This is a genomic window from Pseudomonas sp. IT-P44 (genome assembly GCF_949768225.1).
GTDB lineage: Bacteria > Pseudomonadota > Gammaproteobacteria > Pseudomonadales > Pseudomonadaceae > Aquipseudomonas > Aquipseudomonas migulae.
This window is the reverse complement of sequence record NZ_CATKQM010000004.1, coordinates 92,545-116,383: the sequence shown is the minus strand read 5'-3', so window position 1 is coordinate 116,383 and position 23,839 is coordinate 92,545. Positions and strand designations below refer to the sequence as shown.

The window sequence follows — 23,839 nt, the reverse complement described above, 5'->3', positions numbered from 1 at the left end:
CCCGTGCGGGGGCTTGCAGGCTTGATGGTTTTACCCGGTGCCGATGACGAAATCGGCACAGTACCGCGGTCTGTCAGTGGTGGTGGGGCAGGTGCTCGAACAGGGTTTTGCAGACCCCGGCGATGTGTTCGTCCAGCAGCTTCACCGCCCGGTCGACGTCACCGGCGCGACAGGCTTCGAGGATCTCCCGGTGTTCGTGATCGGCGCGTTCCTTGCCTGCGGAAAGGCTCATTTGCATGCGCAGGTAACGTTCCAGTTTGTCGTTGACCGAACGGATCAGGCTCACCAGAAACGGACGTTGTGCCGGTTCATAGAGGCAGGCGTGCAGTTCCCAATTGAGCTCGGCCCAGCGTCCCACATCATCTTCGCCGACGAACTCCTGGCAGATGCGTTCGGCCCGGGCGAAGGTGTCTTCGGTCATGTTGGGAATGGCCAGGCGAAGCACCTTGTCTTCGAGCAACATGCGCACTTCGAACATCTGCGCCAGCTCGGCATCGGACACCCGTGTGACCATCGCCCCGCGATTGCGCTGGAACATCACCAGGCCTTCGGCTTCCAGGCGCTTGAGGGCCTCACGCACCGGGATCTTGCTGACGTTGAACTGCCGGGCGATGTCGTCCTGGCGAATCGGCTCGTCCTCGGCGAAATGCCCGGCGACGATGGCGTCACGCAGATGGCGGGTGATGATTTCAGATGTCGAAGGCGCATTGCCCAAGTCTGGAGCATTGAATTTGGGTAGGGTCACGGCGGCAGTCGTTCGGATTGAGTTGGAGATATGGTATACGAATTTTCATTGGGTTCAGTGCACTTGCGCTGCCTTTCGACAGCCGCACCCTGACTCCCTGCCGTTAATTGCAGAGGAGATGGTGCAAACGTCCGACACCCGAGCCGTTGCGCATTTGGATCATTAAGTTGTCAGTTTCGGTCATTGAGCGGCCGGGGGAGTGCTCATAGTCTGTTACACATGACAGAGGGGCGCCAAAGAGCGCCCACACTTTTTCCGTGAACGCTCGTTGTGGAGTTACCGATGACCGCCGCTCATTACCCGCACCTGTTGGCTCCGTTGGACCTGGGTTTTACCACGTTGCGCAACCGCACCCTGATGGGTTCGATGCACACCGGTCTTGAGGAAAAGCCCGGCGGCTTCGAACGCATGGCTGCTTTCTTCGCCGAGCGCGCCCGCGGCGGTGTCGGCCTGATGGTCACTGGCGGTATCGGCCCGAACGACGAAGGCGGTGTGTATTCCGGTGCGGCCAAACTGACCACCCTCGAAGAAGCGCTCAAGCATCAGATCGTGACCCGCGCGGTGCACGAGGCGGGCGGCAAGATCTGCATGCAGATCCTGCATGCCGGCCGTTATGCCTACAGCCCGAAGCAAGTTGCGCCGAGCGCCATTCAGGCGCCGATCAACCCGTTCAAGCCCAAAGAGCTGGACGAGGAAGGCATCGAGAAGCAGATCAGCGATTTCGTCACCTGTTCGACCCTGGCGCAAACAGCCGAGTACGACGGCGTCGAGATCATGGGCTCCGAAGGTTATTTCATTAACCAGTTCCTCGCGGCTCACACCAACCACCGCACGGACCGCTGGGGCGGCAGCTACGAAAACCGCATGCGCCTGCCGGTGGAAATCGTCCGCCGTGTACGCGAAGCCGTAGGCCCGAATTTCATCATTATCTTCCGCCTGTCGATGCTCGACCTGGTGGAAGGCGGCAGCAGCTGGGAAGAAATCGTGACCTTGGCCAAGGCCATCGAACAGGCCGGTGCAACCATCATCAACACCGGCATCGGCTGGCACGAAGCGCGTATTCCGACCATCGCCACCAAGGTGCCGCGTGCGGCGTTCAGCAAAGTCACCGCCAAGCTGCGCGGTTCGGTGAGCATTCCGCTGATCACCACCAACCGCATCAACACCCCGGAAATCGCCGAGCAGATTCTTGCCGAAGGCGATGCCGACATGGTTTCCATGGCGCGGCCGTTCCTCGCCGATGCCGACTTCGTCAACAAGGCCGCCGCGGGCCGTGCCGATGAAATCAACACCTGCATCGGTTGCAACCAGGCGTGCCTCGATCACACGTTTGGCGGCAAGTTGACCACTTGCCTGGTGAACCCGCGGGCCTGCCATGAAACCGAACTCAACTACCTGCCCGTGCAGCAGATCAAGAAAATCGCCGTGGTCGGTGCCGGCCCTGCGGGTCTGTCGGCCGCAACCGTGGCTGCCGAGCGTGGTCATCAGGTAACGCTGTTCGATTCGGCCAGTGAAATCGGCGGTCAGTTCAACATCGCCAAACGCGTGCCGGGCAAGGAAGAGTTCTTTGAAACCCTGCGCTACTTCAACCGCAAGTTGCAAACCACCAACGTCGAGGTCTGCCTGAACACTCGGGTCGATGTGGCGAAACTGGTTGAAGGCGGTTACGACGAGATCATCCTCGCCACCGGAATCGCGCCGCGTGTACCGGCGATTCCGGGCGTCGAAAACGCCAAGGTGTTGAGCTACCTGGACGTGATTCTTGAGCGTAAGCCGGTGGGCAAACGGGTCGCCGTGATCGGCGCGGGCGGAATTGGTTTCGACGTGTCCGAGTTCCTGGTGCATCAGGGCGTTGCCACCAGCCTGGACCGTGAAGCGTTCTGGAAAGAGTGGGGCATCGACACGCTTCTTCAGGCGCGCGGCGGTGTCGCCGGCATCAAGGCTGAGCCGCATGCACCGGCGCGTGAAGTGTTCCTGCTGCAACGCAAGAAATCCAAGGTCGGCGACGGCCTGGGCAAAACCACCGGCTGGATTCACCGCACCGGTCTGAAGAACAAGCAGGTGCAGATGCTCAACAGCGTCGAATACCTGAAGATCGACGACGAAGGTTTGCACATCCGCATCGGCGAAACCGGCGAGCCGCAAGTGCTGCCGGTGGACAACATCGTGATCTGCGCCGGGCAGGATCCGTTGCGCGAGTTGCAGGACGGGTTGGTTGCGGCAGGGCAGAACGTGCATTTGATTGGCGGCGCGGACGTGGCGGCGGAGCTGGATGCGAAGCGGGCCATCAATCAGGGTTCGCGGTTGGCTGCTGAGCTTTAACAGCAGGTCCAGCGTGCCAATGGCCTTCGCGGGCAAGCCTCGCTCCTACAGGTGCTGTGTCGTTTATCAATTTTGTGAACGACACAGCACCTGTAGGAGCGAGGCTTGCCCGCGAAGGCGTCCTCAAGGCTGCTAATATGCCGGCTCTTTACCCAGAGCCGGCACCAATGCTTCTCCCGCCCAACGACTGGCTCCCCAAAGCCCCGCTCGAACCCCTTCATCTCGACTGGCTCGAAAGCACCGGCATCAAAGTCGCCATCCTGCGCCTGGACCAGATCGACCCGCTGATCAGTGGCAACAAGTGGTTCAAGCTCATCGAACACCTCAAAGCGGCTGACCTTGGCGCAGCCAAAGGCATCATCAGCCTCGGCGGTGCTCACTCCAATCATCTTCACGCACTGGCTGCCGCCGGCAAGCGCTTCGGTTTCACGACCGTTGGTTTACTGCGCGGCCATCCGCAGGAAACGCCGACAGTGAACGACTTGCAAGCCTTCGGCATGCAGTTGCACTGGCTCGGTTATGGCGGCTATCGCGCGCGGCACGATGCGGGTTTCTGGGAACCCTGGCAGGCGCAATACCCTGAGCTGTTTGCGGTGCCGGAAGGTGGCGGCGGTTTGTCGGGTGCGAAGGGCTGCATGCAACTGAAGTCGATGGTCGGCGCGCAACTGAACGGTCTGGGCTGGAGCGACTACGACGGCTGGTGGCTGGCCTGCGGAACGGGCACCACGCTGGCCGGCCTGGCGTTGGCTGAAGCGGGGGATCATCCGGTTTATGGCGCGCTGGCGGTGCCCGATGACCATGGTGTTGCGCAGCAAGTCGAATCGATCGTGCAGGAGGCCGGCTTGCTTCATCCGGTCTACGAACTGTTCGATGCCAGCCGTGGTGGCTTCGCCAAAGTCGATCCGCTGTTACTCGAATTCATCGCGCAAACCGAACAGGCCAGCGGCATACCCCTTGAACCGCTTTACACCGGCAAAGCGCTGCTGGCGCTCAAGCAGCACGTCGAAGCTGGCAGATTCGCAAAGGGATCGCGACTGATCTTCATCCACACCGGCGGCTTGCAGGGCCGCCGCGGATTTTCGTCGCGACTCGTACCCTTGTAGGAGCGAGGCTTGCCCGCGAACACAGGCGACGCGGTCTGTCCGACAAACCTCGTCATCGTTCTTCGCGGGCAAGCCTCGCTCCTACAGGGGGGAGGGCATAGTTTTCAGGAATTGCGGTTTACGCGTTTGGGCATCATTCGCAGCAGGGTGTTGTCGCCCACCACATAGTGGTGATAAATCCCCGCCACGGCGTGCAGCCCGATCAGCCAGTAACCGATGGTGCCGCCGAGTACATGCCAGCCTTCGATTTGCTTGGCCAACTCCTTGTCCTCTGACAGCAGCATCGGCAGATCAATGCCATAGAACATCACCTGATGCCCCTTGGCGCTGGTGACCAGCCATCCCAGAATCGGCATGGCGATCATGAACAGGTACAGCGCCCAGTGCATCAATCTGGCCAGCACGGTCTGCCAGTGCGGCGAAGCGGGGAAGATCTGCGGCGCCGGGCCGAGGCTGCGCGCGAACAGCCGCAACCACACCAGCACAAACACCGTCAGACCGAGCATGAAATGCGCTTCAACGATCAGCGTTCGGCCACCACTGCCTTTGGGAAAGATTCCGCGAAATTCGATGCTGGCGTAAACCACCGCGAGTAACACCAGCATCAACCAATGCAGCGTGATCGACACGGTGCTGTAGCGTGAGTCGGAGTTCTTCCAGGGCATACGGCGTTCCTCACAGGTCGGGTCAGGCCACCGTTCTTGGTCGACGGTGTGCGTTAACTGTAAGCCTGTTTCGCACGGTTTGCCTCAAGCCATTGGCGGTTCAATGCTCTAAGTCAGGTGATTGAGCAAAAAAACACAATTCCCCCTGTAGGAGCGAGGCTTGCCCGCGAAGGGGTCCTATCAGCCGACATCCATGTTGAATGTTCAGACGCCTTCGCGGGCAAGCCTCGCTCCTACAGGGGAACGTGGTGCTTTGGGTGAATCAGTTGGTTTGCGGCATCTCGCCGTTGGCCAGGCGCTGGTTGATGTCGGCGATCACGGCCGGCAAATCGGTGATGGTGTCGATCATGTAGTGCGGGCGCGAGCCTTCGAACAGTGCGTGGATACGCTTGCGTTCGCTGTCCAGCTCGTCACTGCCGAGGGCGCGATAACCTTCGTAGTCCAGGCCCAGCGCGTTGCCCGAGCAGATCAGCGCCACGGTCCACATGCCGGCGCGACGACCTTCCAGAATGCCTGGCACGGTGTCGTCGATCTTCACGCACGCGGCGACATCGTCGATGCCCAGGGCGATCACGTTGGCCAGTGCCTGAGCCGGCCATGGACGGCCGTTGGGCACTTCGTCGGTGGCGACCACGTGATCGGCGACGTAGCCGTTGGTGGCGGCGAGTTCGACCACTTTGTCCATGACCTGTTTCGGGTAACCGGAGCAGGAACCGATCTTGATCCCTTGCGCACGCAGGTTGGCGATGGTCTCCAGCGCGCCGGGGATCAGCGCCGAGTGCTCGGCGATTTTTTCGATTTGCAGCGGCATGAAGCGTTGGTAAATCGCAGTGACGTCATCGTCGGTCGGCGTGCGGCCGAAGGCCTTGCGGTAACGTTCGGCGACGGCCGGCTGATCGCACAGGGTGCGGATGTGATCCCATTTGCCCATGCCCATCGGGCCACGGGCTTCTTCGATGGACACCTGGACGTCGAATTCGGCGAAGGCCTCGACAAAAATCTGGGTTGGGGCGAAGGAGCCGAAGTCGACCACGGTGCCGGCCCAGTCGAGGATGGCGGCTTGCAGTTTGGTTGGGTTTGCGTAGTTCATTTTTTTGATCCTGTAGGAGCGAGGCTTGCCCGCGAAGAACGATGACGAGGTTTGTCGGCGGTACCGCGTCGCCTGTGTTCGCGGGCTAGCCTCGCTCCTACAGGGACGGCGGTGTCTGTGGTTCAGATTTCGAGCACTTCCATCTCGCGCAGCACTTCGGCAATCGCCGCCACCGCCGCGTGCATCTCGGCCTGGTTGACGTGGCCGATGCAGCCGACGCGGAAGGTTTCGACCTGGGTCAATTTGCCGGGATAAAGGATGAAACCCTTGGCCTTGACGCGTTCGTAGAACTCCTTGAACTGGTAACGCGGGTCTTTCGGTGCGTGGAACGTGACGATGATCGGCGCCTGGATCTCGGCAGGCAGGAAGCTGCGCAAGCCGAGCCCGGCCATGTCATCGAGCAACACTTTGCAGTTGTCGGCGTAACGCTGATGCCGCGCCGGCAAACCGCCTTCTTCGTTGTATTGCAGCAGGGCTTCGTGCAGCGCCGCGACCACATGGGTTGGCGGGGTGAAGCGCCATTGGCCGGTCTTGGCCATGTAGGTGTGCTGGTCGAACAGGTCCATCGCCAGCGAATGCGAGTTGCCGGCGGCATTTGCCAGCGCGTCTTTGCGAGCGAAGACAAACCCCATCCCCGGTACGCCTTCCAGGCATTTGCCCGAGGCGGCGATCAACGCGTCGAACGGCACCTGTTGCGCATCCACCGGCAGCGCACCGAAGGAACTCATGGCGTCGATGATCAGGCGTTTGCCGTGTTGCGCAATGACCTGGGCGATTTCCGGCAGCGGGTTGAGGATGCCGGTGCTGGTTTCGCAGTGGATCAGCGCGACGTGGGTGATGCTGGCGTCGGCCCGCAGCAGACGGTCTACGTCGGCGGCGGTGGTCGGTTCGTCTTCGGCGGTTTCAAAGGTGCTGAAGGCGCGGCCGAGCACTTCGCAGATTTTCGCCAGGCGTTTGCCGTAGGCGCCGTTGATCAGCACCAGGACTTTGCCGTCGCGAGGCACCAGCGTGCCGATTGCCGCTTCGACGGCGAAGGTGCCGCTGCCTTGCAGGGGCACGCAGTGGTGACTGTCGCCGCCGTTGATGATCGCCAGCAGTTGCTCGCAGAGGCTGGCGGTCAGTTGATTGAAGCGGTCATCCCATGAACCCCAGTCGACCATCATCGCCTGACGGGTGCGGGCCGACGTCGTCAACGGGCCGGGGGTGAGCAGGATGGGTTCGGCAGTACTCATTCTCGTGTCCTCGCAATCGATGGGATGAAGCTACGGGGCTTAAATTGCAATTTGCCGTGCTATCAATCAAATTGTTTGTTGTTATGCCAGCCATCAGTGAGGGTTATTCATGAACCTGTTCCAGCTCCGCGCCTTCGATGCGGTGGCCCGCGAGGGCAGCTTCACCCGGGCCGCCGCACGGCTGTTCATCAGCCAACCGGCGGTCACCGGGCACATCAAGGCGTTGGAGGAGCACTACCAGATCACCTTGCTGCGGCGCACCGCGCGTCGGGTCGAGCTGACGGAGGAGGGCACCAAACTCGCCGCGATCACCCGGGCGATGTTTGGTCTGGCCGAAGAAGCGCAAGTGATGCTGGAGGCCAATCGGCAATTGCTCACCGGGCGTCTGGAAGTGGCGGCGGACGGGCCGCACATGGTCATGCCGATGCTCGCGAGCCTGCGCGCTCGGTATCCGGGGATCACTGTGAACCTGCGCCTGGGCAATGCGCAGGAAACCCTGGCGGCGCTGTTGTCGGAACATGCCGACGTGGCGGTGCTGACCGAGGTTGAGCCGCGCAAGGGTTTGCATTTGCAGGCGCTGAGCGAGTCGCGGATTTGTGCGCTGGTGCCTGAGGGACATGCTTGGGCGCAGCGTTCGAAAGGGGTGCCGCTGAAGGAACTGGATCAGGTCATCATGGTGTTGCGCGAACCGAGTTCGATTACCCGGCGCACGTTCGATGACGCATGTGCCCAGGCGAAGGTGAGCCCTCGGGTGTTGCTGGAACTGGACAGTCGCGAGGCGGTGACCGAGGCCGTCGCGGCGCAGTTGGGGGTTGGCGTGGTGTCGTCGGTGGAGGTCAGCCATGACCCGCGGGTGGCGGCGGTGCCGATTATTGGCGAGGGGTTGGTGAACCGGCACATGATCGGGTGCATGGAGCGGCGGCGGGATTTGCGGTTGATTCAGGCGTTTTTCGAGTTGGCGCCGGTCAGTTAGACCGCGTCGCGGCCTTCGCGGGCAAGCCTCGCTCCTACAGATTGCATGCGACCTTGTAGGAGCGAGGCTTGCCCGCGAAGGGGCCGGACCTGCCTACGCAAGACTCTCGCGCACCATCTCCAGAAACGTCGCCACCACCCGCCGCGAACTCTGCTCGCGCAAACACACCAGCGTTTCCGTCAGCCGCCGCTTGCAGTCGGTGATCGGCAGCGCACACACCCGCGAATCCGCACCAAACTCCGCCGCCGAGACCACCCCCACCCCGATCCCCACGACCACCGCCTCCCGCGCCGCCTCCCGGCCTTCGACCTGAATCGCCGGGCGAATCCGAAACCCGGCGCCGGCCATTTCCTCCTCCAGCGTCTGACGCGTCACCGAGCCGATTTCCCGCAGCACCAGCGGCGTGTCGTCGAGGTCCGCGAGGCAGATCGACTCGCGGTCGGCCCACGGATGATTGCGCGAAACAAACGCCACCATCGGGTCATTGCGCAGCGGCAGCGAGATCAATCGTTCATCGCTGACATCGCGCCCGAGCAACGCCAGGTCAGCCTGATAGTTGAACAGCCGAAACAGCGATTCATCAGTGTTGCCGGTTTCGATCTTCACGCTGATGCCGGGGTAGCGCTCGCAGAACCGCGCGATCTGCGGCAGCACGTGCACCGGGGCGTCCACCGCCAGAATCAGGCTGCCGGTCTGCAACGCCTGCGAGTCGTGAAGCAACTCCTGCGCCTCGGCTTCGATGACGAACAATCGCTGGGTAATGCTCAACAAGCGTTCACCCAGATCGGTCAGTCGCACCGACCGTTTGTTGCGGTGGAACAGCAATACCCCGAAGCGCTCTTCGAGCTTGCGCACCTGGTCGGAAATCGCCGGTTGCGTGAGAAAAAGCCGCTCGGCGGCTTTGGTGAAGCTTCCGTGAACAGCCACGGCATGGAAGGCTTTGAGCTGGGCGTGGGAAACCGACATCGAAACCTCCAATAACAAGCTGAGCTTATATTGGAAATACGATAAATCGATTTCACTTATTAATCAGTAATTGTTTTTATCGGCTCCAGTCGCGGTGACTGGTCAGTCGAACAGCCTCCGTGACCATGACCATGAGCCTGCGCGTGCAATTGCAGGACTCATCTGACCGGTATCGCCAAAGGGACGCAGCGATATCGCAGTGCTCAACAATAAAAAACACAGGCGTTTTCTTCCAATTCTGCCGGCACACTCACACCCTGAGGTCAGAACCACAATGAACAAGCACATCGGCACCATCAAGCGTTGGCGCGTGCAGATCTTCGCGATCACCTGGCTCGCCTACGCCGCTTTCTACTTCACCCGCAAAGCCTTTTCCGTGGCCAAACTGGGGATCGCCGAAGACCCCACCTTCATGCTCGACAAAATGGCCATGGCCAACCTCGACGCCATTTACCTCGCGGCCTACGCCATCGGCCAATTCACCTGGGGCATCCTCGCCGACCGCTTTGGCCCAAGGGTCGTGGTGCTCGGCGGCTTGCTGATTTCCGCTGCGGCTGCGCTGGTGATGGGCAGCTTCGCAACGTTACCGATTTTCGCCACCTGCATGCTGATTCAAGGGCTGGCCCAGTCCACCGGATGGTCGGGGCTGTGCAAGAACATCGGCAGTTTCTTCCCCGCCGAACAGCGCGGGCGAGTGCTGGGTTTATGGAGTTCCTGCTATGCCTTTGGCGGGCTCGTGGCATCGCCGTTTGCCGGTTGGTGGGCGTACACGCTCATCGGTAGCTGGCATGCGGCGTTCTTTTCCAGTGCGGCGGTGGTTGGGCTGGTCGCCGTGCTGTTTTTTATTTTGCAACGCAACAAACCGCAAGACGTTGGCTTGCCAGCGATCGAACCGGAACCAGAGATGACCGCCGAAGAGGCGCATGCGCAAAGCAAGATCAGCGTGCTGGAACCGCTGAAGGAAATCCTGCGCAACCGCACGGTGCTGGTTCTCGGGCTCGCGTACTTCCTGCTGAAACCGGCGCGCTACGCGATTCTGCTGTGGGGGCCGGTGATCGTTTTCGAGCAGATGCCGACCGTGGGCAAGGTCGGTGCGGCGATCATCCCGACGGCGTTCGAACTGGCCGGGTTGCTCGGACCGATCCTGCTCGGGCTGGCCTCGGACAAACTGTTCGGCGCCCGACGCATGCCGGCCTGCGTGATCAGTTTGCTTGCGTTGACCGTTTCGCTGGCGTTGTTCATGGGCGCCTTGCACACCGGCAGTGTGATGCTGGTGGTGGCGCTGCTGTTCGTGATGGGCCTGACCCTGTACGGACCGGACTCGATGATCAGCGGCGCGGCGGCCATCGATTTCGGCACCGCCAAGGCCGGCGCCACGTCGGCGGGCTTCGTCAACGGTTGCGGCTCGGTCGGGGCGATTCTCGGCGGTTTGCTGCCGGGCTACTTCGACTCGGTCACCGTGTTCATTATCTTCGCCGGTTGCGCCTTGTTTTCAGCGCTGGTGCTGATCCCCTACTGGAATAGCCGCCCGGCTGGTCTGCGTGGCGAAACTGCATTCGTGCCGAACCGGCCGATGAGCGTCAAACCCCTGCGTACCTGAGGAAATACCGATGAGACCTTTCTGGCTGGAACAGGCGCTGGCGGCTGAGTCGTGCGCGCCTTGCGAACCTTTGCCCGGCGACACCCGCGCCGATGTCTGCATCGTCGGCGGTGGCTACACCGGTTTGTGGACCGCGATCATGCTCAAGGAGCAGAACCCGGAACTGGATGTGTTGCTGATCGAAGCCGACATCTGCGGTGCCGGCGCCAGCGGCCGCAACGGCGGTTGTGCGCTGTCGTGGTCGGCCAAGTATTTCACCCTGGAAAGGTTGTTCGGTGTCGAAGAGGCGGTGCGGCTGGTCAAGGAATCCGAGCGCAGTATTCATGCGATCGGCACCTTCTGCGAACAGTACGGCGTGGACGCCGATTACCGCCTCGACGGCACGCTCTACACCGCGACCAACCGCGCCCAATGCGGCTCGACCGACGCGGTGATCGCTGCGCTCGAACGCCACGGCATCAACTCGTTCACGCAACGGCCGGTCGCGGATGTGCAGCGCATGGCCGGTTCCCGAAAACACCTGGAAGGCTGGTTCTCACCGGCCGCCGCCAGCGTGCAACCGGGCAAGCTGGTGCGCGGTTTGCGCCGGGTGGCGTTGCAGTTGGGCGTGAGGATTCATGAGAACACCGCAATGACCGGACTGGAGGAGGGCAAACCGGCAGGGATCCAGACCCCGCGCGGCACTGTCCGCGCGGACCGGGTGGTGCTGGCGATGAACGCGTGGATGGCCCGCGCGTTCCCGCAGTTCGAGCGCAGTGTGGCGATTGTCTCCAGCGACATGCTGATCACCGAACCACGGCCGGACCTGCTCGACCAGATCGGATTGACCAGCGGTGTCACGGTGCTCGATTCACGGATTTTCGTGCACTACTACCACAACACCCCGGACGGCCGGATCATGCTCGGCAAGGGCGGCAACACGTTTGCCTACGGTGGCCGAATGCTGCCGGTGTTCGATCAGCCGTCTCCCTATGCAGGCCTGTTGCAGCACAGCCTCGGCGAGTTTTTTCCGGCGTTTGCCGAGGTCAAAGTCGAAGCGACGTGGAACGGTCCGTCGGATCGCTCGGTCACCGGTTTACCGTTCTTCGGCCAGATGAGCGCCCACGGGAATGTGTTCTACGGCTTCGGTTATTCCGGCAGCGGGGTCGGGCCCTGTCACATGGGCGGGCAGATTCTCGCTTCGATGGTTCAGGGGCTCGACAATGCCTGGACCCGTTCACCGCTGGTCAACGGCCCCTTGGGCTTCTTTCCGCCGGAGCCGATTCGCTACCTCGGTTCGCTGATGGTGCGCAACGCCATCCGCCGCAAGGAGCGCGCCGAAGATCACGGGCGTCGGCCACGGCATCTGGACGTGCGCCTGGCAAAATTCGCGGCGGCAGCGGGCAAGGCGGACAAGGGCTGATCAGGCCTGACGGTTGATCAGCCAATCGAGCAGCAGCCGGTCATCGCCGCGTGGTTGGCGGGTGGTTCGAGGCGCTGTCGGATGGCTCGCCGTCGCGCACAACACCGGGCGGTCCGGATCGCTGTCGAGAAAACTGACGAGCACCTCGGTGCCGGCGACCGGCAGCTTCGACGGATCGATCCGACCGTCCGCTGTGGCGAGAGCCAGGGGCAGCCAAAGGCCGGGGGATTCATCGTCATCGGACTCCGGGGTGGGCCACAACCTGACCTGTATCCGGCCTTGTTCATCCAGCACCGCAGGCTGGCCGACCGGGCCGAGCACCCGCGCGGTCTGGAAGCCCGGAATGCCGGGCCTGGCGTGTGTCAGCGCAGGGCGGAACACCGTTGACCACGGGATTGCGGTGAACTGATTGCTGTAACGCCGGCTCATGTCGCTGGTGGCCGGGGCGAGAATCGACGGTTGCTGTCCCTGATGACGGAGCTCGGTCAGCAGCCATTGATCGTTGAAGTTCTGCAGCGGATGTTCCGACACTTGCACGATGCGTCCGCTGCGCAATTCGCTGTGATTGCTTTGACCCTGTATCTGCCGATGCAGACAGCGCAAACGCTCGAGTATTCGGCGGCTGAGCCGTTCGCGATCAAGCAGTGGCGGGGCGGGGTGCGCGCAGAGTGGCGGCGAGGTGTGCCGCTGGAACAGTTCGTTGATCACCGGCCCGTTCGCGTGCCCGGGTGTGTCGCCATGAAACGGCGTCAGCAGCGGTTCCTGGGGGAAACTCAGGCAATCATCCGCGAGCACCAGCACATGGCCGTCGCATTGATGTTCGAAGTGATAGTGGATGCCTTCTTCTTCGCACAGACGTTGCAGGAACGTCAGGTCGCTCTCGTCAAACTGAATGCAAAATGGCCTGGCGGGATAACGCCCGTTCGGCAGCTCAAAACGATAGCTGTCTTCGGGCACTGAGTTTTCTGCGAGTAACTGGCGCAGGATCGCTGGCACATTGAGTTGATGAAACACCCGGCGGCAATGCTGCCGGTCGAGGTTTTGCAGCCAGGGCACCACCACCAGTCTGTACCCGGCCCAGTGCGGGCCGCGATGTTCGTGGCTGACGCTGTGGACGACGCCATGAATGCCAAGGCCTTGCGTCAGGCTGAGGAACACCGGTTGTTGCAACAGGCGATCCGGGCTCATCGCCGGTGACAGGCCGATCACTTCGATATCGAATCGATAGGGCTGGTTGAGCGCTTCATGGCCACTGAACTGAACCACCTGCCAACTCAAATCGGCGTCCAGCAGTGTCAGGGTGAGGGGACTTTCCTTGTCGTTGTGCATCGATCGCGCTTCTGCCAGGGAGTACGGGCACAGAGGGTACGAAACCGTGGGCCTTTATGGTCACCGCAAATCGACGTTTCAGAATCGCCCTACAACCAGCGGTGAAGAAGTCGATTCGACAGGATGGATTTTTTGGTCGATTGCCAACTTTAGGCCGTATAAACTTGCGCAAAGCGTCGGCCAATAGATGTCTCGGCGCCATAGATAAGAGAGTGAGTAATGGGCGCACAGTGGAAGGTTAAACACAAAGAAGCGGCAGCCAACGCCAAGGGCAAGATCTTCGGCAAACTGGTGAAAGAAATCACCATTGCTGCGCGTAACGGTGCCGATACCGCCACCAACGCACACCTGCGTCTGGTGGTCGAACAGGCAAAAAAGGCGTCGATGCCCCGCGAAACCCTGGAACGTGCGATCAAGAAGGGCTCCGGCCAGCTCGGCGAAACCGTGCAATACCATCGCGTGACTTACGAAGGGTTCGCGCCGCACCAGGTGCCGCTGATCGTTGAATGCGTGACCGACAACATCAACCGCACCGTCGCTGAAATCCGCGTCGCGTTCCGCAAGGGCCAGCTCGGCGCCTCCGGTTCCGTTGCGTGGGACTTTGACCATGTGGGCATGATCGAGGCGTCCCCGGACAGCCCGGATGCCGATCCGGAAATGGCCGCTATCGAAGCCGGCGCGCAGGATTTCGAACCTGCCGATGACGGCGCTACTCTGTTCATCACCGAAGCGACCGATCTGGATTCGGTGCAGAAAGCCTTGCCTGAGCAGGGTTTCACCGTGTTGTCGGCGAAACTGGGCTACAAGCCGAAAAACCCGGTCAGCGGCCTGAGCGACGAGCAGATGGCTGAGGTTGAAGCGTTCCTGGAAGGCCTCGACAACCACGATGATGTGCAGGACATGTTTGTCGGTCTGGCTGGGTAATTTGCTTCTTCAGTGATACCGCTTTCGCTAGCAGGCTAGCTCCCACACTGGATTGTGAACACCGGTCAATTGTGGGAGCTAGCCTGCTAGCGATTGACCGCGCAGCGGTCACCGATTGTTCAATTCCCGAACAATCTCGCTGAACCCCGGCCGCGCCAGCACTTTCGGCTGGCAGCAACGCTGCTGCAAATCCTCCAGCTTCACCCGCGCCTGATCACTCAGCCCCGAGTCGATCCGCTCCAGCAACTCCCCCAACAGAACGCCAAACGCGCGCACCTCGATCCGCTGCAATGCACGGGTTTCAAGGCTGTCCTCGGTTGCGTGGAAAGACGCTGCGCCAAAGTCCCCCAACAGGCAATCGCCGTGCTCGTTCCATAGAATATTGTGGCCGTAGAGGTCGCCGTGGGTGATGCCCTGGCGGTGCAAATGCTCGGCCACCGACGCGATGCCACAGGCGATTCGCAAGGCCACGTCGGCGCTGAACCGGGTATCGCTGGCGTAGACATCGCGGCTACAGGATTCCAGGCTCGGCAACCCGGCGAGGTTGCGATAGCTCGGGTCGATCAACTCCATGACCAACCCGGCCTGGGCCTGCGGATGCTCGACAATCCGTCCTTCGACCCGGATCAGGTTGGGGTGAAGGCCGGCGGTGATGCAGGCGTTCATTTCATGCAGCGGCGAGCCATCGCTGGTCATTTCGCCCTTGTAGAGTTTGACCGCGACCGGCGTTGCCTGCTTCCACAACGCCTGATGAATGACGCCGGAAGCGCCTTCGCCCAGCTTCTGTTCAAGGCTCAGCTGAGACCAGGGAATCGTCGACGTGGCATCGAGCGCGGCGGCATCGGCTTCGGTTTCCAACGGATTGCCGGCATAGGCCAGCCAGGTCAGGCTCGGCAGGGTCAGCAACCAGGATGGCAACTCGGTCAACTGGTTGGCGGCGATGCGGGTCAGCTCGAGGCGATGGCAATTGCTCAGGCTCTGGGGCAAGCACCGCAGGCGGTTACCGGCCAGCATCAGTTTTTGCAGATACGGGCGTTCGCCCAGCTCGGTCGGCAATTCGCTGATGCGGTTGTCGGTCAGGATCAACCAGCGCAACAACGGCGGCAGCGCGGCGCCCGGTACGGTTTCGATGCGGTTGGCCTTGAAACCGACCATGGTCAGTGCGGGGCACTGGCCGAGGCAGGCGGGCAGTTCGCTGAACTGGTTGCGGTCGCAGAACAACACGCGCAAACGGGTCAGGCGATGAAAGTCGTCCGGCAGGCTGCGCAATGCATTGCCACTGAGGTTGAGCACCTCCAGCGAATCCGCCAGGTCGAGGATTTCCCGGGGGAACTCCGTCAGGTCGGCGGCCAGGTCCAGGCGAGTGGTGCCAGCCAGCAGGCCGGCGCGCAGTTGGGCAAGGGTATCCATGATCAGATTCGCTATTGATCGAAGGTAGGGCGCGAGGCCCGATAAAGGGCGACATGATAGCGGTAAAAGTGCTGGCTGTGAGGTCGTCTTCGCGAGCAAGCCCGCTCCCACAATAGACCGCGTTCGTCCAGACAACTCGGTCAACTGTGGGAGCGGGCTTGCTCGCGAAGACGGAGTTCGCTGCGCCGCAAGAACTGGGTTCAGGCCAGCTCCCTGACTTCCATCAACTGTCCCAATCGACTGCGGGTGCGCGCCAGGTCAATGGCATCGCCGCCCAGGCTTTCGCGCAACGAGCGGTGGCCGAGCAGGATCAGGTGCTTGTCCTGGTCGTACAGAACGTCCACCAGATTGATGAATCGCTGCTGCGCGGCAATCGAGCAGTCGGCGAGGTTGGGCAGTTTATCGATGATCCAGTGGTCGAAACGTCGGCACAGCTCCAGGTAATCCATGACCGCCGTAGGGTGGTCGCACAGATCGCCGAAGGTGAAACCGATGGTGCGTCCTGCGCAATATCGGGCTGGAAGATGCCGGTTGCCGACGGGCAAAGGAATGGACGGCGCATCGGGCTCGGGCAGGTTCAGTGCCTGACGTTGCGCCGACGTAGCCGGCCAGACGTAGTGACCCTGGGTAAACAACTGCTGGGCGTGGGTTCTCGCCTGACTGCGATAGTCGTGCGGGCCGCCGACTTCCATGACTTGCATGCGCGCATTGATCAGGTCGATCACCGGTTTGAAGCGCGCGTGGTAGAGCGGGTTTGGCAGCAAGCCCTCAGGCGGGTAATTGGAGGTCACCAGCAGCAGAATGCCTCGGCGAAACAGAGCCTTGAACAGCCGCGCGATGAGCATCGCGTCGCCAATGTCGTGGACGTGAAACTCGTCGAAACACAGCACCCGGCAATCGTTCAGCAAGTCGTCGAGCGTCGTCGCCAGCGCATCCGGGTGATCGCGATGACTGAACATGCCTTGGTGCAGTCGAGCGAAAAACTCGTGGAAGTGCAGGCGCTGTTTTTCCGCGATCGGCAGCGCCTGGAAAAAGCCGTCGAGCAACCAGCTCTTGCCACGCCCCACGGCGCCGTACAGATAAAGGCCCGGCAGCGTTTTTGCCGAAGTGCCGAGCAGTGTCGCGGCGTGCTGCGCCATGCAGTCGACCACGCGCTGCTGGCTGTGGCTGAGGGTGTAACCCTGTGCGTGGGCCTTGTGCCGGAAATAGTCGTGGATCACGCGCCCCGTCGCTGAATGAGCGGCTGAGGCCGTCGATGCCTTGCCGAAGAGGCGGCGCAGCGCGGGCCAGCGTGGTGTGAATCGCGAACGGTTGGGCGGTCGAACGGCCACTGTGTCACCCCGTAATCGTCAGGCAGGCTCCCCGAGCTGCGGCGGCCTAGTGTAACCAAATGGGGAAATTTGCTTCCAGTTGTGTCGACGGGCGTGGGGTGTAATTGGACAGAATTGTGCGGTGTGTACAGCTTGTAGGGCGTAGGGGTTGTGGGGTTTTGCCAGCAATTCGACATAAAAGCTCATTCCTTCGGCGGATCCAGTTTTTTCGGGCCACTGGAAAATCTTCGGGGCGTTGCTAACCTGAATTTCTAGACGCCCCCCCTCACAAGGAATCGGCCGTGAATGGAATCATTGCATGTGCAGTCTTGGGCGTGATGCTCAGTGCGCAAGTGTCGGCCGCAGAACTTCAGGTGCACGTGCGTGTCGACGTGCTGCGCGGTTGTCAGGTGGTTGGCCAGCAACGCATAGCGGGCGTCGAGCAACTGGGGGTGCTGGACTTCGGCAATACCGCGCGGCTGGACGACCCCGCCGGGCCTTTGGCGGCGGCGCTGATGAACGAGCGCCTGCCCCGTCTCGAATGCAATCCCGACACCCCTTATCAACTCCGGGTCGACGGCGGCCTGCACGGTGGCGTCGGTGACACGCGCTACATGGCCGGTTCCGCCGGCAGCAAACCCATTCCCTATCGGCTCTATCAGGACCCCGCGCGGTTGATCCCGCTGGCGGTGGACGTCCCGGTGAGCGGCCGTGTGCCGGATACCGGTTCAGTCGATTTACCGTTGTATGCACGCATCGAACCGCTGGCGGAAATTCCCCGGGTCAGTCGCTATTCCGACCTGTTGAAAGTGACCGTCACCTGGTAGCGGCAACTGTGTAACTGCCGCCAAAGGATTCGGCTGGCGCAGGGAAGGGGGCGCTCCTCGTTGTGCGCCTGGGTTCTGGAGTCCTGATGGAATTGGGATTGGCGTTATGACAAGCAAACTCTGGATATTGATGGCTGTGGGTGCAGGGGTATTGCTGACGGGGGGCGCGCAAGCGGCGATCAGCGGGCAGATCCATGCGCGACTGACCATCATCGCCGGTTGTGAAGTGACCAATGGCGGCAGCGCCGGCAGCCCGGTCAGTGATTTCGGCACGCTGGATTTCGGCCAGCAAGGCCCGACCTGGACCAGCCCGATCAAAGCCCGCCTCGGTGCTGACGGTCGCGGCAGATTGAACGTCGCCTGCACCCCTTCGGTCACCGGCTTCACCGTCACGATCGATGGCGGCACCCATGGTGACGGCACCACCCGGCGCCTGAGCAACGGCAGCCAGACCCTGCCTTATCAATTGTTCCTCGATGCATCCGGAAGCCAGAGCTACAGCATCGGGCAACAACACAACTTCGCCGTCACCAGCGGGGCCCAGATACCGATTCCGGTGTTTGGCTCGGTGGTGGCGAATACCCGCGCGATACCGGCCGGGGTCTATACCGACACCCTGACCGTGACGCTCGATTGGTAAACCCGTAGAGGACGGACACCATGCGCATGCTCGTATCAAGGATAGTTTTGTCACTGCTTGGCCTGACGCTGGTGTCCGGCGCGCAGGCGGCCACCACGGTCACCGGCCAGATCTCTGCCAGCCTGATTCTGATCAGCAGCTGTCAGGTAAATGGTGCGGGTGGCTCCAGCGGGCTGAACTTTGGTGCCTTGAACTTCGGCACCGACAACAGCCTGTTCACCACAAAAGATGCACAAGTCATGGGCGGTGGCGTGGCGCTGTCGATCCTCTGCTCCAGCGGCACCACGCCAACGGTCAAGGTGCGTGCCGGTGCCCATGACGGACTGTCGGCGGGCGGTTCTCGCGCGCTGTACGACGGTGTCGCCAACTACGTGCCGTACGACTTGTACACCGATTCCGGGCACTCGCAGCTTTTAGCCATTGACGGGGTGATCAACCTTGATCCCAGCACCGGCGTGGCGCAGACCGTGAACATCTACGGTCAGGCGAAGGGCAAGGCCGGGCTGCCGGCGGGTACTTACAGCGACACGATTTCCGTCGAACTGACGTTCTAGGGCGATGAACCACCATGGATGGGCAGCGATGGCGCTGTTGTGCGCGGCCGGTGTGCCGTTGCCGCTCGCAGCGGTGACCAGCCAGAGTTTCCTGGTCAGCGCCACGGTCACGGCGGGTTGTCTGGTGGTCGGCGGGGTGTCGAACTACGGCAGCCTGAATTACGGCAGCCAATCGGCGCTGGCCACCGGCACGGTGCAAGTGGCCCTGACGGGGGATGTACAGCTGCAATGCACACCGGGCGTGACCATGAACATGACCGTCGATGGCGGCCAGTACAACAGCAGCGGGCGACACCTGCAGCTGACCACCGGCAGCAACCGCGTTTCGTACCAGCTGTTTCGCGACGCGGCTTACAGCCAAAGCCTGGGGATCGGCCAGAGCGTCGCGGTGGCGTACACGGACGCAAACAACATCCGCCTGCCGATTTACGGTCAGGTGCTGTTACCGGGCAATCAGCCTGGGGGGACCTACAGCGATGTGCTGCAAGTGCAGCTGTCGTGGTAACGCGGCGTTTTTGATCGGGCCTGACAGGCACAAGGAGTAGGCAAATGGATTTACCCGCGCGGCGGCATTCTGTTGTGCGTCAGGCAGTGTTGGCGATGCTGCTGTTGGGGGCGGTCAAGGTGCAGGCGGCCAGTTCGGTGCTGATCTGGCCGATCGATCCCGTGCTGGAGGCCGATCAGCAGGCCAGTGCCTTATGGCTGGAAAACCGTGGCAACGAGACTGCGAATTTGCAGATCCGGGTGTTCGCCTGGAGCCAAAGCGGTTTCAACGATCAATACCAGAACCAGCGCGACGTGATTGGCAGCCCGCCGGTGGCGAAAATCGAACCGGGTCAGAAACAACTGGTGCGCCTGACCCGTACCCGGGAGATCCCACCGGGGCAGGAACGGGCTTATCGCATCATCATCGATGAAATCCCCTCGGCCACCCCGCCCGCCGGCGAAAGCGGCAAGACGGCGGCGGCGATTCGGTTCCAGATGCGTTATTCGGTGCCGCTGTTTGCTTACGGCGCGGGGCTGTGGAGCAAGGAAGACACCAGTCGCAAGCGTGATCCCAAAGGCGCGGGGCTGCCGGATTTGAGCTGGCGCACGGTGGCGGTGGACGGTCGCCCTTATGTGGAGGTGCGCAATCAGGGGGCGGTGCATGCGCGGTTGACGGACGTTGCGCTGAAGCAGGGAGGCCAGACAAAACCTCTGGTGGAAGGCCTGCTCGGTTATGTGCTGCCGGGCGCGATCATGCGCTGGCCGGCGCCCGGTCCGATGGCGCAAGACCCGGCGTTGCAGGTGCGGGTGAATGGTTCGCCGCAGGTACAAAGCATTACGCCCGCGCGCTGATCTGCAACTGACGGGAAAGGGAGGCAGGGTCCATCGACGGACGTAAAGCGGTAATGAGCCCGCATCGGGCCCGCAGTTTCCAGCGTCCGTTGATCTGCGCCATGAGCTGTGTGGGTTGCCTGGCGTTCGCTCACCCGTCCCAGGCCGGTGATTTGCCGCCGCCACCCGGCAGCATGGAGGCCGTGGCTGATGCGCAGTTGTTTCTGGAATTGGTGGTCAATCAGATGAATACCGGATACGTCGTGGCGGTGGAGCAACGCAACGGGCGGTTTTTCCTGTCGGCCAACGCGTTGCGTGACACCGGTATGAAACTGCCGGACACCCTCGGCACCGAAGTCGACCTCGACAGCCTGTCGGGCCTGCACAGCGAGTACGACAGCGCCGGTCAGCGCCTGCTGCTCGACGTACCGCCCAGCTGGCTGCCGGAGCAATTCGTCGGCAATCGCGACGCCTACCCGCGCACTCCGGCCCTGAGCAGTTTCGGTGCCTTGTTCAACTACGACCTGTACCTCAACGACACCGATGATGCCGGCACTTACCTCGCGGCCTGGAACGAAGTGCGACTGTTCGACAGCTGGGGCACGCTGTCCAACACCGGGCAATACCGGCGCACGTTGTCCGGCGATTCGGTCAGTACGCTGAACAATGGCTACCTGCGTTACGACACCACCTGGCGCTACTCCGATGACGAGCGATTGCTGACCTACGAGGCCGGTGACCTGGTCAGCGGCGCATTGCCCTGGAGCAGTTCGGTGCGCCTGGGCGGGGTTCAGCTGTCGCGGGATTTCGGCGTGCGCCCGGACCTGGTGACCTATCCGTTGCCGCAGTTTGCCGGGGAAGCGGCGGTGCCATCCTCGGTCGACCTGTTCATCAACGGCTACAAATCCAGCAGCGCCGACCTGCAACCCGGCCCCTACACGCTGACCAATATTCCGTTCATCAATGGCGCCGGCGAAGCCGTGGTGGTCACCACCGATGCCCTCGGTCGGCAGGTCTCGACCACCGTGCCGTTTTACGTCACCAGCAGTTTGCTGCAAAAGGGCCTGAGCGACTTTTCCGTGGCGGCCGGTACCTTGCGCCGCGATTACGGCATCAGCGATTTCGGTTACGGTCCCAGGGTCTCATCGGGCAGTCTGCGCTACGGCCTGAGCGACAACTTCACCCTGGAAAGCCACGCCGAAGCGTCGGACTCACTGACCCTCGGCGGTGTCGGCGGCAACCTGCGCCTGGGCAATTTCGGCGTGCTCAATACCGCACTCAGCCAAAGCCGGTTCGATGGCGACAGCGGTCAACAACTGAGCCTGGGTTATCAATACAGCAGCCAGCGCTACAGCTTCTCTTATCAACGCCTGCAACGTCGCGACCAATACGCCGATCTGACCGTGGTCGACAGTCCTTTCACTACCCTCAGCAAACGCAGCGAACAGGCGACCCTGAGCCTGAATCTCAATACCTGGGGCAGCTTCGGCGTCGGGTATTTCGACGTGCGCGCGGCGGATGATTCACGCACCCGTTTGCTCAACCTGACCTGGAGCAAACCGCTATGGCACAACAGCAGTTTCTACCTGTCGGCCAACCGCGAAATCGGCGACAGCAACTGGGCGGTGCAGGCGCAACTGGTGATCCCGTTCGACTTGCGCGGCAGCCTGGCACTCAGCAGTGAGCGCAGCAAGACCGGGCAGAGCCAGCAGCGGGTCAATTACAGTCGCGCCGTGCCGACTGAAGGCGGGGTGGGGTTCAACCTCGGTTACGCCCACGGCGACGGTCCGGCCTATCGTCAGGCCGACCTGACCTGGCGCCTGCAGTCGGTGCAACTGCAGGCCGGTGTGTACGGCAACAGCGACGCCGAAACCCGTTGGGCCGATGCCAGCGGATCGCTGGTGTGGATGGACCGCCAGGTGTTCGCCGCCAACCGCATCGACGATGCCTTTGTGGTGGTCAGCACCGATGGCTACGCCGACATTCCGGTGCGCTACGAAAACCAGCAGGTCGGCCAGACTGATCGCAATGGCCACCTGCTGGTGCCGTGGAGCAGCGCCTATTACCGCGGCAAGTACGAGATCGATCCACTGAACCTGCCGGCAAACGTGCGCAGCCCGAACGTCGAACAGCGGATTGCGGTGCGCCGTGGCAGCGGTTATTTGCTGACGTTTCCATTGAGCCGGGTGATCGCCGCGAGCATCGTCCTGGTGGATGCGCAGCAGCGAGAGCTGTCTCTGGGCAGTGGTGTCGTGCATGAGCAGAGCGGCACGCAAACAGTGGTCGGATGGGACGGTCTGGTGTACCTGGAAAATCTTCAGGCGCAGAACACATTGCAGGTGACGCTGGCCGACGGGAAAGCCTGCCGCGTCCAGTTCGCGGTGGACATGAATCAGGATCAGATTCCGCTGATCGGGCCGTTGGTGTGCCAATGAGTGCCGTGAAATGGCTGGTGCTGCTGGCGGTCTGGTTGCCAGGCTCGGCATGGGCGTTGTGTTCGGTGGTGGTCCCTGCCACGGCGGTGGCATTCGGTTCGGTGAGCTCGATTGCGCTGCGTACCGCCGTGCAGAACAGTTCAAGCCTCAACGCCGGTTTGAGTTGCACCGGCTCATTGGTCTCGTTGCTGACCAACAATGACCATTTCTACGCCACGATTACCTCGACTCAAACCGGACTGCTCGGGCCGACCGGAGACGTCATCGGTTACACGCTGTATGCCAACAACACCACCAGTTACCCGATCGAACGTGGCACGCCCTTCGACTTCGCGCGCAACGGGATCATTGATGCGCTGGGGCTACTGGGCAGCGTGGTGCCGAAAACCGCACCGATTTATCTGGGGACAATCACGGGCAGTAACGTGGCGGCCGGTATCTATACCGAGACCCTGAGCATTGCCTGGAGCTGGAATTATTGCTCCGGCATTGGCACCGGCAGTATTTGCCTGGGGCGCGATATCAGCAGCGGCACCACCAGCATGACCGTCACCCTGACGGTCGCCAATGACTGCACCATCACCGCCCCGAACATCAGTTTCGGCAGCGCACCGGTCGTCAGTGCCTTTGCGCCGGTTACCGGCCAGACCATCAGCCTCGCCTGCACCAAGGGCAGCGCTTACACCGTCGGCCTGGGCGACGGTCTGCAGGCAGCCAGTGTTGGCGGGCGACGACGGATGGCTTTCGGTGGCAATTACCTGGCGTATGACATCTTCAAAAGCGCCGGCACCACCCGCTGGGGCAGTGTCGGCAGTGCTCGCCGGGCCAGCTCCGATGCCGAGGTCAATCCCGGTAACGGTTTGGGCTCCGGGAGCCAGATCTTCAATTACAACGCGAAAATCTACACCGACCAGACCACGCCGCCGGCGGGCACGTATCAGGACAGTGTGATTCTGGATGTGGGGTTTTAACGATGCCAGTGAATCAGGCGCGGA

Annotated in this window: 21 protein-coding genes; 13 read left to right on the top strand and 8 right to left on the bottom strand. The window is 61.9% G+C overall.

Features of this window, described 5'->3' with window-relative positions; all coding sequences use genetic code 11:
• Positions 1–73: 73 nt before the first annotated feature.
• Entirely contained in the window at positions 74–745 is a 672-nt protein-coding gene (locus tag ACM6IO_RS01430; RefSeq protein ID WP_008029632.1) for a GntR family transcriptional regulator, read from the bottom strand.
• Between the two features lie 282 nt (positions 746–1,027).
• Between ACM6IO_RS01430 and ACM6IO_RS01425 the strand changes: the two genes are divergently transcribed.
• Together ACM6IO_RS01425 and ACM6IO_RS01420 are read left to right on the top strand one after the other, a co-directional pair.
• Complete coding sequence (locus tag ACM6IO_RS01425) at positions 1,028–3,067, top strand: FAD-dependent oxidoreductase (protein WP_192229190.1); 2,040 nt, start codon at positions 1,028–1,030, stop codon at positions 3,065–3,067.
• Positions 3,068–3,234: 167 nt separating this feature from the next.
• Entirely contained in the window at positions 3,235–4,170 is a 936-nt protein-coding gene (locus ACM6IO_RS01420; protein WP_414910768.1) for a 1-aminocyclopropane-1-carboxylate deaminase/D-cysteine desulfhydrase, read from the top strand.
• A 104-nt stretch (positions 4,171–4,274) separates the two neighbouring features.
• On the opposite strand, the gene ACM6IO_RS01415 is transcribed toward ACM6IO_RS01420, so the two are convergent.
• The 3 genes from ACM6IO_RS01415 to ACM6IO_RS01405 form a co-directional block, all read right to left on the bottom strand.
• Complete coding sequence (locus tag ACM6IO_RS01415; protein WP_008040489.1) at positions 4,275–4,835, bottom strand: cytochrome b; 561 nt, start codon at positions 4,833–4,835, stop codon at positions 4,275–4,277.
• A 262-nt stretch (positions 4,836–5,097) separates the two neighbouring features.
• On the bottom strand, positions 5,098–5,925 hold the full coding sequence (gene phnX, locus ACM6IO_RS01410) for a phosphonoacetaldehyde hydrolase (RefSeq protein ID WP_008040487.1): 828 nt from the start codon (positions 5,923–5,925) through the stop codon (positions 5,098–5,100).
• A gap of 122 nt (positions 5,926–6,047) precedes the next feature.
• Positions 6,048–7,157 (bottom strand): 2-aminoethylphosphonate--pyruvate transaminase, encoded by a 1,110-nt coding sequence (locus tag ACM6IO_RS01405; protein WP_414910767.1) that lies wholly within the window; start codon positions 7,155–7,157, stop codon positions 6,048–6,050.
• Positions 7,158–7,266: 109 nt separating this feature from the next.
• Here ACM6IO_RS01405 and ACM6IO_RS01400 point away from each other — a divergent pair, with 109 nt between their 5' ends.
• Positions 7,267–8,130, top strand: coding sequence for a LysR substrate-binding domain-containing protein (locus ACM6IO_RS01400; protein ID WP_008029619.1), 864 nt, complete (start codon positions 7,267–7,269; stop codon positions 8,128–8,130).
• Positions 8,131–8,223: 93 nt separating this feature from the next.
• Here the strand turns inward: ACM6IO_RS01400 and ACM6IO_RS01395 are convergent, their stop codons facing one another.
• The gene (locus ACM6IO_RS01395) at positions 8,224–9,096 is read right to left on the bottom strand and encodes a LysR family transcriptional regulator (RefSeq protein ID WP_192229194.1); all 873 of its coding nucleotides are present in this window, start codon (positions 9,094–9,096) and stop codon (positions 8,224–8,226) included.
• Between the two features lie 274 nt (positions 9,097–9,370).
• Here ACM6IO_RS01395 and ACM6IO_RS01390 point away from each other — a divergent pair, with 274 nt between their 5' ends.
• Entirely contained in the window at positions 9,371–10,696 is a 1,326-nt protein-coding gene (locus ACM6IO_RS01390; protein ID WP_008040481.1) for an MFS transporter, read from the top strand.
• Positions 10,697–10,700: 4 nt separating this feature from the next.
• Positions 10,701–12,098 carry an FAD-dependent oxidoreductase gene (locus ACM6IO_RS01385; RefSeq protein WP_414910777.1) on the top strand — a complete coding sequence of 466 codons (1,398 nt, stop codon included), beginning with the start codon at positions 10,701–10,703 and terminating at the stop codon, positions 12,096–12,098.
• Here ACM6IO_RS01385 and ACM6IO_RS01380 read toward each other — a convergent pair whose 3' ends face one another.
• Positions 12,099–13,427, bottom strand: a complete 1,329-nt coding sequence (locus ACM6IO_RS01380) for a type VI secretion system Vgr family protein (RefSeq protein ID WP_414910766.1) — start codon at positions 13,425–13,427, stop codon at positions 12,099–12,101.
• Positions 13,428–13,646: 219 nt separating this feature from the next.
• Here ACM6IO_RS01380 and ACM6IO_RS01375 point away from each other — a divergent pair, with 219 nt between their 5' ends.
• On the top strand, positions 13,647–14,351 hold the full coding sequence (locus ACM6IO_RS01375) for a YebC/PmpR family DNA-binding transcriptional regulator (protein ID WP_008029612.1): 705 nt from the start codon (positions 13,647–13,649) through the stop codon (positions 14,349–14,351).
• A gap of 108 nt (positions 14,352–14,459) precedes the next feature.
• On the opposite strand, the gene ACM6IO_RS01370 is transcribed toward ACM6IO_RS01375, so the two are convergent.
• A complete protein-coding gene (locus ACM6IO_RS01370) occupies positions 14,460–15,761 on the bottom strand; it encodes a protein kinase (RefSeq protein WP_414910765.1) in 1,302 nt (433 codons plus the stop codon).
• Between the two features lie 200 nt (positions 15,762–15,961).
• Entirely contained in the window at positions 15,962–17,092 is a 1,131-nt protein-coding gene (gene zapE / locus ACM6IO_RS01365; protein ID WP_414910764.1) for a cell division protein ZapE, read from the bottom strand.
• A 317-nt stretch (positions 17,093–17,409) separates the two neighbouring features.
• Here zapE and ACM6IO_RS01360 point away from each other — a divergent pair, with 317 nt between their 5' ends.
• The 7 genes from ACM6IO_RS01360 to ACM6IO_RS01330 all read left to right on the top strand — a co-directional run bounded on the left by ACM6IO_RS01360 (position 17,410) and on the right by ACM6IO_RS01330 (position 23,815).
• A complete protein-coding gene (locus tag ACM6IO_RS01360) occupies positions 17,410–17,898 on the top strand; it encodes a spore coat U domain-containing protein (RefSeq protein WP_414910776.1) in 489 nt (162 codons plus the stop codon).
• A 106-nt stretch (positions 17,899–18,004) separates the two neighbouring features.
• Positions 18,005–18,538: a spore coat U domain-containing protein gene (locus tag ACM6IO_RS01355; RefSeq protein ID WP_414910763.1), complete on the top strand. Its 534-nt coding sequence runs from the start codon at positions 18,005–18,007 to the stop codon at positions 18,536–18,538.
• A 20-nt stretch (positions 18,539–18,558) separates the two neighbouring features.
• A complete protein-coding gene (locus tag ACM6IO_RS01350) occupies positions 18,559–19,092 on the top strand; it encodes a spore coat U domain-containing protein (protein ID WP_008040468.1) in 534 nt (177 codons plus the stop codon).
• Between the two features lie 4 nt (positions 19,093–19,096).
• Positions 19,097–19,597, top strand: a complete 501-nt coding sequence (locus tag ACM6IO_RS01345; RefSeq protein WP_414910762.1) for a spore coat U domain-containing protein — start codon at positions 19,097–19,099, stop codon at positions 19,595–19,597.
• Positions 19,598–19,641: 44 nt separating this feature from the next.
• Positions 19,642–20,430, top strand: coding sequence for a molecular chaperone (locus ACM6IO_RS01340; RefSeq protein WP_414910761.1), 789 nt, complete (start codon positions 19,642–19,644; stop codon positions 20,428–20,430).
• Positions 20,431–20,483: 53 nt separating this feature from the next.
• Entirely contained in the window at positions 20,484–22,844 is a 2,361-nt protein-coding gene (locus tag ACM6IO_RS01335; RefSeq protein ID WP_414910760.1) for a fimbria/pilus outer membrane usher protein, read from the top strand.
• The gene (locus ACM6IO_RS01330; protein ID WP_192229201.1) at positions 22,841–23,815 is read left to right on the top strand and encodes a spore coat protein U domain-containing protein; all 975 of its coding nucleotides are present in this window, start codon (positions 22,841–22,843) and stop codon (positions 23,813–23,815) included. The genes ACM6IO_RS01335 and ACM6IO_RS01330 overlap by 4 nt, the downstream gene beginning before the upstream one ends.
• Positions 23,816–23,839 lie beyond the last annotated feature (24 nt).

Excerpts from the sequence above, each read along its gene's own strand:
- ACM6IO_RS01425 (WP_192229190.1), top strand. The coding sequence starts at position 1,028 with ATGACCGCCGCTCATTACCCGCACCTGTTGGCTCCGTTGGACCTGGGT.
- ACM6IO_RS01420 (WP_414910768.1), top strand. The coding sequence starts at position 3,235 with ATGCTTCTCCCGCCCAACGACTGGCTCCCCAAAGCCCCGCTCGAACCC.
- ACM6IO_RS01415 (WP_008040489.1), bottom strand. The coding sequence starts at position 4,835 with ATGCCCTGGAAGAACTCCGACTCACGCTACAGCACCGTGTCGATCACG.
- phnX (WP_008040487.1), bottom strand. The coding sequence starts at position 5,925 with ATGAACTACGCAAACCCAACCAAACTGCAAGCCGCCATCCTCGACTGG.
- ACM6IO_RS01405 (WP_414910767.1), bottom strand. The coding sequence starts at position 7,157 with ATGAGTACTGCCGAACCCATCCTGCTCACCCCCGGCCCGTTGACGACG.
- ACM6IO_RS01400 (WP_008029619.1), top strand. The coding sequence starts at position 7,267 with ATGAACCTGTTCCAGCTCCGCGCCTTCGATGCGGTGGCCCGCGAGGGC.
- ACM6IO_RS01395 (WP_192229194.1), bottom strand. The coding sequence starts at position 9,096 with ATGTCGGTTTCCCACGCCCAGCTCAAAGCCTTCCATGCCGTGGCTGTT.
- ACM6IO_RS01390 (WP_008040481.1), top strand. The coding sequence starts at position 9,371 with ATGAACAAGCACATCGGCACCATCAAGCGTTGGCGCGTGCAGATCTTC.
- ACM6IO_RS01380 (WP_414910766.1), bottom strand. The coding sequence starts at position 13,427 with ATGCACAACGACAAGGAAAGTCCCCTCACCCTGACACTGCTGGACGCC.
- ACM6IO_RS01375 (WP_008029612.1), top strand. The coding sequence starts at position 13,647 with ATGGGCGCACAGTGGAAGGTTAAACACAAAGAAGCGGCAGCCAACGCC.
- ACM6IO_RS01370 (WP_414910765.1), bottom strand. The coding sequence starts at position 15,761 with ATGGATACCCTTGCCCAACTGCGCGCCGGCCTGCTGGCTGGCACCACT.
- ACM6IO_RS01360 (WP_414910776.1), top strand. The coding sequence starts at position 17,410 with ATGCTCAGTGCGCAAGTGTCGGCCGCAGAACTTCAGGTGCACGTGCGT.
- ACM6IO_RS01355 (WP_414910763.1), top strand. The coding sequence starts at position 18,005 with ATGACAAGCAAACTCTGGATATTGATGGCTGTGGGTGCAGGGGTATTG.
- ACM6IO_RS01350 (WP_008040468.1), top strand. The coding sequence starts at position 18,559 with ATGCGCATGCTCGTATCAAGGATAGTTTTGTCACTGCTTGGCCTGACG.
- ACM6IO_RS01345 (WP_414910762.1), top strand. The coding sequence starts at position 19,097 with ATGAACCACCATGGATGGGCAGCGATGGCGCTGTTGTGCGCGGCCGGT.
- ACM6IO_RS01340 (WP_414910761.1), top strand. The coding sequence starts at position 19,642 with ATGGATTTACCCGCGCGGCGGCATTCTGTTGTGCGTCAGGCAGTGTTG.
- ACM6IO_RS01335 (WP_414910760.1), top strand. The coding sequence starts at position 20,484 with ATGAGCCCGCATCGGGCCCGCAGTTTCCAGCGTCCGTTGATCTGCGCC.
- ACM6IO_RS01330 (WP_192229201.1), top strand. The coding sequence starts at position 22,841 with ATGAGTGCCGTGAAATGGCTGGTGCTGCTGGCGGTCTGGTTGCCAGGC.